Consider the following 12,000-nt stretch of genomic DNA (forward strand, 5'->3'; position numbering starts at 1 on the left):
ATGCTGAATGCCGTTTTTACAAAAGGAGGAGAGAACCATGTCCGTTTCACAATCGTCGCAAACGATGGAACACCAACTTTATTTTGATGTTATTCGAGAACGCCGATCGGTACGTAGCTATGATCCTGAGATCAAGATTTCGCGGGAGGAATTGATCGAAACATTGCGGCAAGCCACGATGGCTCCTTCAGCCGCTAACCTTCAGCCGTGGAGGTTTCTCGTTATCGACTCGCCGGAGCTGAAGCAGAAGCTGCTTCCAATCGCATTCAATCAACAGCAAGTGGTTGAGGCTTCGGCTGTCATCGTCGTTCTTGGAGACCTCGAGAACATCGGGATGGCCGAGAAGATTTACAGCCAAGCAGTCGATGCGGGCTTCATGCCTGAGGATACGGCAAAATCGATGGTTGAACGCTATACCGGCATGTATTCGAGTATGCCTGAAGAGGCCATCCGCCAAAAAGTTTATACGGACGGTGGGCTAGTATCGATGCAACTCATGCTTGTCGCCCGCGCTAAAGGCTACGACACGGTACCGATGGCCGGCTACGACAAACAAAAATTGATGGAAGTTTTCCGCATATCAGAACGCTACGTTCCGATTATGCTGATCGCCATCGGCAAGGCGGCGAAGCCCGGTCATCCGACGGTGAGGCTGGCAGTCGATGATGTAGCTTTCTTTAACGAAATGCCTAAGGAATAACCAAATGTAAAAGACCTTGGCACCCGCATAAACAACGGGGCTAAGGTCTTTTACAGGTTCTAAATATCTTTCAACCGTCACGTACCAAAAAGTATTCACCCGCTGTTCTCATTTCCCTGCCGAATAAATCGCCCACTATATGCTTCAGGTCCGGAGCAGATTTCCAAGGATGTTTTTACTCAAATGAGCATTTAGTATCCTTAGGTGACATCAGCCCTCTTTTGCGTGCTGAGAAGATAGATTATGTCCATGTACATCGATTCAATATGACCTATAATTGGAGTCAGGGATAATCTTTAATTGAACATGAAGCGAGGTATTTGAAATGGGAAGCGCCGAGAGATGGTGTCTAATTGACAATACAGCAAATAAGGACTGTGAGCTTACTGGCGAGTTGAATCAGATGTATCAAACCTATTCATTCGATCAGATCGTCAAACTGCCTGAACAATTAGGCCAAGGCTATTGGCAGCGGGTGCAAACGAACTCTTATTTGGAAATAGTTATGTGTGATGTGACTTTTCATGAAAATATGCATATGAGCAGCAAAGAAGGGGGGAACAGCCTGAACCTTGGATTTTGCCTTGGCGAGAGCATTCGCTGGAGTGTTGAGGGGAGGAAAGGGGAGTTCGGGCTTGTATCTGGCGGCGTGTCTGCCTATGGCAACAATGAAGCAAGCAATAGCTGTCTGTATGACAGCAACCAACGGTTTCAGGGATTGACGATTAAATTCAATCACATCGCATCGAATGGAGCGCTGCAGCATCTGCCTTTGCACAAAATGTCATCTTGGCTACGTGCAAATTCTGGACTGTTCTATAACAGTCAATCGACGCCCGCAATGAACCGCATTGTTCATGAGCTTACGAATTGTCAGTACCAAGACGATATCAAGCGTATTTATTTGGAAGGGAAAGTCATGGAGTTGATTGCTGTGTATGTAAGCGAATCATTGTTGGAGAAGAAAGCGGCCACTTCCATATCGGGCCTATCCAGAACGGACATGGCAAGCCTTCAAAGCGCTAAAAACCTATTGGATGCGAATCTGATTTCCCCGCCAAGTTTGGCAGCACTCGCGCAGCGCGTATGTCTCAACGAGTTCAAGCTTAAGAGAGGGTTTAAGCTATTATTTGGCATGCCCGTTTATGCATATGTGATTGATCAAAGGTTGGAAGCCGCTTATAGGCTGCTTAGAGAAGAGCATTTGACGATTACGGAGGCCGCCTATGCGGTTGGTTTCGGGAAAGCTGGTCATTTCTCGGAACATTTCAAAAGAAAATTCAGTGTCAATCCTTCGGAGTATTTCCGGCATCTGCGGCGTTAAGGGCGCATTCAATCCGTTTTCGTGTCTTTTTACTCCCGATTGGGGTATCTGCTTCCTGAACTTATGTGAGATAGTAGGTTGCGACTGCTGATAATGGCTAAAGAAAAGCGAACTTTTTTTTCGGGTTCAATTGATAATGATTATTATTATCTATAATTCGGGGCGTTGGCTGTACAGCAGGAAGAGATACAGAGAGGAGAAAGTCAATGAAAATCGTAATGAGATTCGCTATTGTATGCGGCATTGTGCTGTTGGCAGGATGCGGGAGTTCACAGACAAGCGGAGGGAAAGAGGCTTCCAACCTGCAGGTGATTGAAAATCCGAATGGCCAGAAGGTCAGTGTTCCGATAAATCCCAAACGTATTGCCGATCTTTCGGGCTCAACGGAGGAGCTAGTGATCCTAGGCAAGAAGCCGGTTGCCTCTGCGAATGCTGATTTTGGGGATCGGAGCGTGTTTTCTCCCACGCTGAAGGACCGTTTAGGGGCAGATACCGTCAATATTGGGTGGTACGGAGAGCCCATCAGTATGGAGGCGGTAGTAGCGGTTGATCCGGATTTAATTATTCTTGGCAGCTTGTTTAATCAAGAAATGTATGATCAGTTATCGAAAATTGCGCCAACGGTTATTGTACCTCATCCCTATTATGAGTGGAGAAACCGGTTGACCTTTCTAGCCAAGATTCTGGGAGAAGAAGAAAAGAAAGACAAATGGCTGGCGGAATACGAAAGCAAACTGGCAGCTTGGACCAAGAAATTAGAACCAGTTCTTAAGGACGAGACTTTTGCCATCATTGAAACGTATCCCCAAAATCTGGTCGTTTACTCCTCGACAGGAACAGCAGAGCTTATGTATAAGGAGCTGGGCATGAAGCGGGCAGCAGGCATTCCAACTCCAGAAGCGTGGGGCGGCGTTCAAATCGTTTTGGAAGGATTATCCGCGATCAATCCCGATCATTTGATTTTAATGGAGAATAGTGAAAATAAAATGAGCGACTCCCAGGTTTGGAGTAGTCTGAAGGCGGTTCAGAACAAGAACATTTACAAAATCACGAATGTCGATAATTATAATTATTCGTATACAGCGCTGGGGCGAATGGCATTAGTTGACAAGCTTGGGCAGCTAATTTTGGATAAACAGAAAAAAGGCTAGAACGAAGGAGGAATGAAGATGGATTCTAAATTAGAAATGAAGAGCTTGCTGCACATTGCCGGTGAGAAAAAAGGGCTGCTGATCGTAGCGAGCCTCTTTTCAATTGTTTCCAGCCTGCTGCAAATCGCTCCTTTTGTCTCTGTGTACCAAATTGTGCAGGAGCTTCTACAGCATGCAGGCAATCCGGCTAGCGCTGATCAAGGGCTTATTCTGTATTGGGGTGTCTTTGCGCTGGTTACATTCATTGGCGCTTTAATCGCCTTGTATATCGGAGGAATGTGTTCGCATATTGCTGCTTTCAACATTTTGTATGAGCTTAGAGTTCGACTCACTGACCATATAGCCAAAGTGCCTATGGGTTACCTTACCCACACAGCGACAGGTGAATTAAAGAAAATTATTGAGGTTAGCGTTGAAAAAATCGAAAAATTTATCGCCCATCAATTACCCGATATCGTTAGTGCGATTACGATCCCACTGCTCTTAATCGGCTATTTGTTCTGGATGAATTGGAGTTTGGCGTTGGTGCTGCTCATTCCAATCGGCATTGGCTTCTGGCTGCAAACCCAACTATTTGGCAGTGAAAGCGGTCAGAAAGCTTATCGTGAATTTCAACATGCGATTGAGGAAATGAATGCGACAGGCGTGGAATACATCCGAGGCATGCCGGTGGTGAAAATATTTGGGATCAAGGCAGATTCTTTTTTAACGTTCAAGCATGCAGTTGCGAAATATCGGGATATATCGCTGCGAATTACGGATATATACAAGACACCGTATGGGCTTTTCTCCGTAGTTGTCAGCTCCTTGTTCACTTTCGTTGTCCCTGTTGGCATCCTGCTTTCAAGCGGCAATGCTGGCAGCCAGGCGTTTGCGGTTACTTTCATGCTGTTCATTATTCTTACCCCCAGTTTATCGATGCCTTTATTGAAATTGATGTTTGTGGGCAGCGGCATGAGAGAAGTTGTGGAAAACAAAAAGCGAATTGATGCCGTATTCTCTGAGGCTGTTGTGACTGAGCCGGCTTCGCCGCAAATTCCAGTCGTGCATGACATTGCTTTCAAGCATGTTTCGTTTGCCTACGAACAGCAAGCAAGCAAGGATTTCAAACCGATCTTGAAGGATATTCAGTTTGTGGCAAAAGCCGGCGAGATGACTGCGCTAGTTGGTCCTTCTGGAGGCGGCAAATCAACCATTGCCAGTCTTTTGCTGCGATTCTGGGACGTCCAGAAGGGAGAAATCGCCATAGGCGGCGTACCGCTTTGCGAGATGGGGACGGAAATGCTGATGGATAAAGTCTCTTTTGTTTTTCAGGATGTGCACCTGTTCTATGATACGATTGAAGCTAATATTCGAATGGGCAATATGAATGCAACGCAGGACGAGGTGGTTGCAGCTGCCAAGAAAGCTTGCTGTCATGAGTTTATTGAGAAGCTTGCTCTGGGTTATGCAACCAAAATCGGTGAAGGCGGCACGTATCTTTCCGGCGGCGAGGCGCAGCGGCTTGCGATCGCGCGGGCGTTGCTGAAAAATGCCCCCATTTTGGTGCTGGATGAAGCGACTGCCTATGCGGATGCCGAAAATGAAAAGAAAATCCAGCAAGCACTGATTGAGCTTGTAAAAGGAAAAACCGTCATCATCATCGCTCATCGCTTGTCCACGATTCGTGCTGCCGAGCAGATTCTGGTCGTCAAACAAGGAGAAATTGTGGAGCGGGGAACGCATGATGAATTGCGTGCGTTAAGCGGATTGTACGAACAGATGTGGCAAGCCCATATCAGTTCAGCTTCCTGGAAGCTGGGCGTGAAGGAGGGATCGAGCCGTGAATCGTTACTTTACTAACATTTCTGGAGGGAATGTCCGCAGTTTATGGCCTTCTGCTTTTGCGGCAGTGTTGGATGGCATCGTGAAAGTGATTCCGGCTGCGCTTTTGGTCGATCTATTTAACACCTATTATCGCTTCATTGCAGAACCGGATAAAGGGCTGAATATCGGACGGCTTTGGATAGACTGCGCAATATTGTTTGTTTGGCTGCTGATATCGTATGCCGCATTTGCTCTGTTGTATGACAAATCCTATCGGGCAGCTTATACGCTGGCTGCTGGCGGAAGGCTTAAATTGGCTGAGCATCTGCGTCATTTATCGCTAGGCTATTTTGGCAGACGGGATCCAGCCGATTTAACGAATTTGTTGCTAGGCGACTATGCTCAGGTTGAGCATACGATTTCTCATAACGTCCCGCAGCTGATTACTGCGATTATGATGCCTATACTGGCGCTTGTCGGATTGCTCTTCGTCGATTGGAGAATGGCGCTGGCCATGTTCGTTGCTGTACCGCTTGGCGTGCTGCTGCTTTGGCTGACAGATGCGCTGCAGGCCCAGCTGAGCAGGAATCATGTGCAAGCCAAAAATGAGGCGGCCAGCCGGCTGCAGGAATATTTAACCGGGATACGTGAAATTAAAGCGCATAATCTGGGAGGGAAGAGGTTCGAAAGATTACACTTGTCGTTCGACCGATTAAAACGCGCCTCTATTCGTCTGGAAGGGATCATGGGTCCTGTGATCATGGGAGCCATGCTGCTGACTCGTTCTGGGATGACGATTATGATTGTGGTCGGAAGTTATTTATTGGCCAGCGGCACGCTTTCGCTTCCTGTCTTTCTACTTTTCCTGTTGGTGGGAAGCCGAATTTTTGAGCCCTTGACCATGGTGTTAATGAGCTATGGCGAGATACGGTATTCCGCTTATAGTGCCCAGCGCATCATGGATGTACAGCGGGAACAACCGATGCAGGGGACACTAGCAATCGAGCCGCAGGGCTCGATTGTATTCGACCGGGTCACCTTTGGTTATGAAGCCGATACGCCTGTGCTGAAGGATTTGTCTTTTACCATCGAGCCTCATACGATCACGGCTTTGGTGGGACCCTCAGGCAGCGGGAAGAGTACCGTAACACGACTTATTGCCCGCTTCTGGGATGTCGAGACGGGTTCGATCCGCATTGGCGGGCAACCCATACGGGATGCCAATCCAGAGACGCTGCTCCAGCATATTTCGATGGTGTTTCAGGATGTGTATCTGTTTCAGGATACCATCGGCAATAACATACGAATCGGGAATATGGCCGCTACACAGGAAGAAATAGAAGCTGCGGCCAAGCGCGCGTGCTGCCATGAGTTCATCTCTCAATTGCCGCAAGGCTACAATACGCCGGTGGGAGAAGGCGGCTCGACGTTATCTGGCGGTGAGAAGCAGCGTCTTTCCATTGCCCGCGCGCTGCTCAAAGATGCCCCGATCGTGCTGCTCGACGAAGCGACAGCTTCGCTCGACCCGGAGAATGAATCCGCTGTGCAGCAGGCAATTAATGAATTAGTAGCCAATAAGACTCTAATCATCATCGCCCACCGCCTAAAAACCATCCAAAACGCGGACAACATCCTCGTGTTGGATCAAGGCCAACTCGTTCAAAGCGGGACTCACAATGAGCTATGCGCACAAGAGGGGATCTATGCCAATTTGTGGAGCTTGCAGCAGGATTCCGACGGTTGGCAGGTGAAATAGCGCAAGTAGGGATAAGGCGAATAGACGAGCTTACCGAGAGTGAACGCTAGGCAGCGTTAGGCAGAGTCGAGATTGCAGGGAGTTAAGGCTGTTTTTCGGCTTTAAAGTAGCTAGAATTGCAATTAGACTTAACAGTGGAAACAACGAATTGGGGAGTTAGATAATAGACCTATCCAAATGACGAGGTGTCCGAGATGAGTGAATTCCGCCAACGTTACAATGAAAAGTTCAAAGAAGAAACGGTTAAGTACATTCAGCAACATAGTAAATCGATCCCGGATATTGCAAATGAATTGAACATTCCAGCGAAGACATTGAGCAGATGGGTGAGTAAATACCGCCAATTTCCAGATGAGCCCTTCGTAGGCAGTGGGAATCTTCGTAGCCATGATCAGATCGTGAAAGACTTGGAGCAGCGAAACAAAGACCTAGAAGAAGAGCTGGCCATCTTAAAAAAGGCGCTGCACATCTTCAGCAAAGACCCGAAGTGAAATTCAAGTTCATTGATGACCACCGTTCAACATTTCGGGTTGAGAAGATGTGCAGTGTACTAGGTGTATCCAGGAGCGGCTATTATAAATGGCGAACCACACCCCCAAGTGAACGGAAAAAGCGCCGCGAAGCGTTGGCTAAAGAGGTGGAAACGGAGTACCTGGAATCGGATCGGAATTACGGGAGTCCGAAAATCACAGAGGAACTGAGAAAGAAAGGTTTCAAAGTCGCTGTCAAAACGGTTGGACGCATCATGAAAAAGATGGGCTTACGCTCACAAGCTATAGGGAAATTCAAGGTACAAACAACGGATTCCAATCACAGCCACCCGATTGCGCCAAATTGGTTAAATCAGCATTTTGATGTGTGTACAAGACCGAATCAAGTATGGGTTACCGACATCACGTACATCCATACTCGTCAAGGAAACCTTTATTTAGCAAGCGTTCTTGACTTGTTTACCCGCAAAATCGTTGGCTGGCAGCTTGGCAATCGCATGACCGTGGAACTGACGCTAGACGCCTAAAATCAAGCATACGAAGCCAAAAGGCCGCCTAAAGGCCTTATCCATCATTCAGACCGAGGATCGCAGTATGCGTCTAATGAGTACCGTAAACAACTGAAAGAATACCATATGATTCGTAGTATGAGCCGTAAAGGCAACTGTTACGATAATGCTTGTATAGAGGCTTTTCACAGTATTCTCAAGCGGGAATTGGTGTACAGATATAAATTTCAAAGCCGCCAAGAAGCACACCAACGAATCTACTGGTATATTGAGTTTTTCTACAACAGGAAGCGTACGCACAGTAAGCTCGGCTATTTGTCTCCAGACAAATTTGAATCGCAGTTTTACAAGCAAATAAAACTAATTTCTTAGCTCTTTTTTGTGTCCACTCTATTGACTCAGATACATTTTGCAGCGTTACAGTTTGGCCAACAGCGAGCAGCGAGCGAATCATCAGCCCTCAATTCCTTTTGTAGATATCTCAGAATACTCTCCTGCACGGTAGTAAGGATAATCCATCTTCAGTTGAACTTGCTGAACAAAGGGGATATCCGTGAGAGCTTCAACGACGAACAGCCCTAAATCAATCGAGGCCGAAACACCGCCGCCGGTAAAGAGACTCCCGTCTTTGACGATTCGAGTATGGACGACTTCGGCGCAATAGGGTGTCAACAATTTATAGGCTGACGGATTGGTGGTCGCCCTTCGCCCATGGAGAAATCCGGCTGCTCCAAGCAGTAGGGCTCCTGTACAGACCGAAACTTTGATGGGCACATCAGCAGCCGTGAGGAGCCAGGCAACAAAATCAGAATCAAAACGTAGATTTCGCGTCGCAAATCCGCCCGGCACAAAAAGGAGATCATAACGGGATAAATGAGGCGAAACAAGATTAGCCTTCATGGTTAGCCCACGATCATCCGTGATCTCATTCTTCATTGCACAGAAATCCCATGAGACATCTTGCTTTGCTCCCAAAATTTTCAACCATGTAATAGCTTCATAGAATCCAGTGAAATCTAGCGTGGTCATACCGTCAAATAGAATGAAAGCCATTTTCATAACAAACACCTGACCTTTCTTTTGTCCATAAAACAAAAAAAGCACTTGATCTAAGATCAAATACTTTGCCCAGGCGTACGGCTGTTCACAATGTGCTCCCTCATGGTACCCCATGTTTACGCCAGTTACACATCGGTTCAATTGCTATTATCTTACAATTTCACGAAAAGGATTTCAATCACTTTTTTCTAATTATGATTTTTTGAAGTGAGCTTACGACTTATTCCTTTGGCAATCCCATATGAATGGAAGAGAAGTTCGTGATCTGCCGAAAAATCACCTGCAAGAAAGGAGAACTGCTCCAAATGAAATCCGTATTTAAGCTGGAATTGGAGGAAGCGAAGATCATGATCGCGGCAGGCATAGAAGCCGCTAAAGCGGTTAATTCCGCAGAAACGATATGTGTCGTGGATGACGGAGGTTACCTGCTGGCGCTTGAGCGAATGAACGGGGCAAGGAATACGAGCCCGGATATGGCCATCGCCAAGGCGTTTACAGCCAGTGGACACAGGCGATCCACGCATCTGTTCACACAGCCGGGGGGGCCTGCGACGATCCACGGGGAAGCTTTTGGCATTCATGCCATGATGCCGGGCAAGTTTGCCATTTTCGTAGGAGGATTCCCGATAGTGGTTAATGGGACGGTAATTGGCGGCGTAGGCGTCAGCGGAGGGAACGGGGAAGATGATATTACGGTCGGCGTTGCAGCCCTAAGAGCGCTCCAGAGCTACTTGGGGAACTCCTACACGGTTGAAACGGAGCCGGATATTAAGAAATAGCCGCATATTGCAAGTAGAAAAAAGCCCCATTCTCTCTTCAACCGAGAGAGCGGGGCTTTCAATTTATTCCATAAGAGTCCTAACATATTGAATCGTTGCATCCAAATTGTCATGGGATACTTGTTCTAAAGAGATATCAATGCCAGGCTTTGCTTGCTGGAGCTTCGTTAGAAAGGATTTCGTTTGGAAAATGCCTTGTCCGGAACGAACCGCTTCCAGTCGATCATTTTGCACGATAATATCCTTCAAATGAGCAAGGACAATCCGATCGCCAAATGTGGCAAAGGCTTGATCAAGGAATGCGTCCTGCGAGTCAATCGCCTTGAAGGGGAGCAGGTTCACTGGATCAAAGACAACCCCCAGGTTGCTGGATGGAATTTCTTCCAAAATCCGCGCCATTTTCTCACTGCTGGATAAGGTATGCGTGGCAACAGGCTCAAGGCCGATGAAAACACCCCAGCGCTCTGCTTCCTCTGCTAGTTCCTCGACCGTTTGCTTAAGCGCTGACCAGCCGATCTGTTCATAACGCTCCGCATCGTGCGCGAGGTAGGTCGTTAGATCTGCCGTCTCGGTCGCAACGATGGAAGTGCCGAAATCCCGCGCATAACGCAGATGTTCTTTGAACCGATTGATTTCGTGGCGGCGCTGCTGCGGGTCAGGATGAATCGGGTTGATATAGCAGCCGAGCACGCCGATACGTAGGCCAGCTCTATGAAATTGCTCGCCAATATGATTAGCCAGAGCTGGACTGAGTTTGCCGATACTTGTGTCGATATCACTAATTGCTTTGTTGAGAGCCAGTTGAACGAAGTCAACGCCTCGTCCGCTTAGCTTCTCAGTGAGTTGCTTCAGTGGAAGTTGTCCGACAGTATGAGCTAACGTGCCGATTCCCATCTATCTCGCCATCCATCCGCCGTCGACGCATAACACGTGACCGTTCATATAGTCCGAAGCGTTGGAGGATAAGAAGACGACTGGGCCTTTAAGATCATCAGGCGATCCCCAACGGCCAGCCGGAATGCGGTCTGTAATGGATTGTGTCCGCTTCTCATCTTTCAAGATAGGAGCTGTGTTGTTCGTTGTCATGTAACCTGGCGCAATGGCATTGATTTGAATGCCTTTTCCAGCCCATTCATTGGCCAAAGCTTTCGTGACACCGGCGATCGCGTGCTTGCTGGCGGTGTAGCCAGGCACATTAATTCCGCCTTGGTAGGTCAGCATGGAAGCGATGTTGATGATTTTGCCGCTGCCGCGTTCAATCATATGGCGGCCGATCAGCTGGCACAGGAAAAACGCTGAGTTCAAGTTCAGGTCAATGACATCGTGCCAATCTTGACGTCCGTGATCGACAGCTGGCGTGCGGCGAATGATTCCGGCATTATTGACAAGAATATCGATGCTGCCATAGAGGCCGATGGCCTTGTTGACTACATCTTCAAGGATGTCTTCGTTGCTTAGATCTGCTGCAATCAGCTCGGCTTTACCGCCTAGAGCGCGGATAGCTTCAACGGTTTGAATGCTTTCCGATGAGGAAACGGCAATGACGTTTGCGCCCGCTTCTGCAAGTCCAATGGCCATCGCTTGGCCAAGGCCGCCGGAAGCACCGGTTACGAATGCGGTTTTGCCTGCTAAATTAAAAAGTGTCATGAGGAATACTCCTTTTCGCTATTGAGTTACGACTGTAATACCAGCGTCAGAGAATTGCCGCGCTGTATCGTCGGCGAGCGAGCTATCCGTAAGGATCATAGCGACCTCGGACAGTTCTGCGAAGGTGCGCAGGGCGCATTGTCCGAACTTGTAATGATCGACCACGCCATAGACGACTGCGCTGGACTTGATTAAAGCCCGTTTATAATCAACAAGATCGCTTGTGTAGATTGTAAAGCCGTGCTGCAAATGAACGCCGGTGGCGGAGAGAAAGGTTTTCTGTATATTGAGCTTGCTCACATAGTCGGAAGCCTCAGGACCTGCCAGCATATTGCGAAGCCGGTAGCCGCCTGGTACGACCAAACGGATCTCATCCTTATGAACAAGCTCGGAGATAATATACAAATCATTCGTTACAACAGTAAGCGGCTGATTATCCAGCCGCCTCGCAATTTCAAGTGTGGTACTGCCTCCGTCGAGTGCAATAATATCCCGCGACTGAATGTAGCGAAGAGCCAGCGTTGCAATCTCCGACTTCTGATCAGCATGCTTAATGATCGGCTCTTTCGCCGAAAGGATGCCAAGTTGATCGCTCTGAGCGAGCATGGCGCCGCCATGAATACGAAGAAGCAAGCCTTTCTCTTCGAGTTTGGCGAGATCCTCGCGAATCGTTTTGCCGGTTACATCCAGTCGCTCGCTAAGCTCGTTAACGGTGACTTCTTTCTGGGCAAGCAGAATTTCCATGATCGTTTCATATCTGCGTAAAGGGTTCATCGGT

General features: G+C 47.9%; 10 protein-coding genes, 1 pseudogene and 1 riboswitch. Of the genes and pseudogenes, 7 read left to right on the top strand and 4 right to left on the bottom strand.

Annotated elements, in window-relative coordinates:
• Positions 1-37: 37 nt before the first annotated feature.
• The 6 genes and pseudogenes from HQN90_RS03900 (at position 38) to HQN90_RS39530 (ending at position 8,109) form a co-directional block, all read left to right on the top strand.
• Positions 38-700: a nitroreductase family protein gene (locus HQN90_RS03900; protein ID WP_173216571.1), complete on the top strand. Its 663-nt coding sequence runs from the start codon at positions 38-40 to the stop codon at positions 698-700.
• A gap of 325 nt (positions 701-1,025) precedes the next feature.
• Positions 1,026-2,024 carry a helix-turn-helix domain-containing protein gene (locus HQN90_RS38515; protein ID WP_246362060.1) on the top strand — a complete coding sequence of 333 codons (999 nt, stop codon included), beginning with the start codon at positions 1,026-1,028 and terminating at the stop codon, positions 2,022-2,024.
• A 206-nt stretch (positions 2,025-2,230) separates the two neighbouring features.
• Positions 2,231-3,175: an ABC transporter substrate-binding protein gene (locus HQN90_RS03910; RefSeq protein ID WP_173216572.1), complete on the top strand. Its 945-nt coding sequence runs from the start codon at positions 2,231-2,233 to the stop codon at positions 3,173-3,175.
• Positions 3,176-3,193: 18 nt separating this feature from the next.
• Positions 3,194-5,017: an ABC transporter ATP-binding protein gene (locus HQN90_RS03915; protein ID WP_173216573.1), complete on the top strand. Its 1,824-nt coding sequence runs from the start codon at positions 3,194-3,196 to the stop codon at positions 5,015-5,017.
• Positions 4,998-6,737 (top strand): ATP-binding cassette domain-containing protein, encoded by a 1,740-nt coding sequence (locus tag HQN90_RS03920; RefSeq protein WP_173216574.1) that lies wholly within the window; start codon positions 4,998-5,000, stop codon positions 6,735-6,737. Before HQN90_RS03915 ends, HQN90_RS03920 begins: the two co-directional genes overlap by 20 nt.
• 194 nt (positions 6,738-6,931) lie before the next feature.
• Positions 6,932-8,109 (top strand): annotated as a pseudogene (locus tag HQN90_RS39530) (IS3 family transposase).
• 81 nt (positions 8,110-8,190) lie between these two features.
• Here HQN90_RS39530 and HQN90_RS03930 read toward each other — a convergent pair.
• Positions 8,191-8,796 (bottom strand): DJ-1/PfpI family protein, encoded by a 606-nt coding sequence (locus tag HQN90_RS03930; protein WP_173216575.1) that lies wholly within the window; start codon positions 8,794-8,796, stop codon positions 8,191-8,193.
• Positions 8,797-8,856: 60 nt separating this feature from the next.
• Positions 8,857-8,935: riboswitch (ZMP/ZTP riboswitch) on the bottom strand.
• A gap of 166 nt (positions 8,936-9,101) precedes the next feature.
• Here HQN90_RS03930 and HQN90_RS03935 point away from each other — a divergent pair.
• A complete protein-coding gene (locus tag HQN90_RS03935) occupies positions 9,102-9,575 on the top strand; it encodes a GlcG/HbpS family heme-binding protein (protein ID WP_173216576.1) in 474 nt (157 codons plus the stop codon).
• A 63-nt stretch (positions 9,576-9,638) separates the two neighbouring features.
• Here HQN90_RS03935 and HQN90_RS03940 read toward each other — a convergent pair whose 3' ends face one another.
• Genes HQN90_RS03940 through HQN90_RS03950 form a run of 3 tightly spaced genes read right to left on the bottom strand, consistent with a single transcriptional unit; the run spans position 9,639 to position 11,996 of the window.
• A complete protein-coding gene (locus HQN90_RS03940; protein WP_173216577.1) occupies positions 9,639-10,469 on the bottom strand; it encodes a sugar phosphate isomerase/epimerase family protein in 831 nt (276 codons plus the stop codon).
• Positions 10,470-11,222, bottom strand: coding sequence for a 2-dehydro-3-deoxy-D-gluconate 5-dehydrogenase KduD (kduD, locus tag HQN90_RS03945; RefSeq protein WP_173216578.1), 753 nt, complete (start codon positions 11,220-11,222; stop codon positions 10,470-10,472).
• 18 nt (positions 11,223-11,240) lie between these two features.
• Positions 11,241-11,996: a DeoR/GlpR family DNA-binding transcription regulator gene (locus HQN90_RS03950; protein WP_173216579.1), complete on the bottom strand. Its 756-nt coding sequence runs from the start codon at positions 11,994-11,996 to the stop codon at positions 11,241-11,243.
• Positions 11,997-12,000: the final 4 nt, after the last annotated feature.

Origin of the sequence: Paenibacillus alba, assembly GCF_013204855.1 — a bacterium.
Taxonomy (GTDB): Bacteria; Bacillota; Bacilli; order Paenibacillales; family NBRC-103111; genus Paenibacillus_E; species Paenibacillus_E alba.

Bases quoted from the DNA above. Each gene is read 5' to 3' on its own strand.
- HQN90_RS03950 (WP_173216579.1), bottom strand. From the start codon at position 11,996: ATGAACCCTTTACGCAGATATGAAACGATCATGGAAATTCTGCTTGCC.
- HQN90_RS03915 (WP_173216573.1), top strand. From the start codon at position 3,194: ATGGATTCTAAATTAGAAATGAAGAGCTTGCTGCACATTGCCGGTGAG.
- HQN90_RS03940 (WP_173216577.1), bottom strand. From the start codon at position 10,469: ATGGGAATCGGCACGTTAGCTCATACTGTCGGACAACTTCCACTGAAG.
- HQN90_RS03935 (WP_173216576.1), top strand. From the start codon at position 9,102: ATGAAATCCGTATTTAAGCTGGAATTGGAGGAAGCGAAGATCATGATC.
- HQN90_RS03930 (WP_173216575.1), bottom strand. From the start codon at position 8,796: ATGAAAATGGCTTTCATTCTATTTGACGGTATGACCACGCTAGATTTC.
- HQN90_RS38515 (WP_246362060.1), top strand. From the start codon at position 1,026: ATGGGAAGCGCCGAGAGATGGTGTCTAATTGACAATACAGCAAATAAG.
- HQN90_RS03900 (WP_173216571.1), top strand. From the start codon at position 38: ATGTCCGTTTCACAATCGTCGCAAACGATGGAACACCAACTTTATTTT.
- HQN90_RS03910 (WP_173216572.1), top strand. From the start codon at position 2,231: ATGAAAATCGTAATGAGATTCGCTATTGTATGCGGCATTGTGCTGTTG.
- kduD (WP_173216578.1), bottom strand. From the start codon at position 11,222: ATGACACTTTTTAATTTAGCAGGCAAAACCGCATTCGTAACCGGTGCT.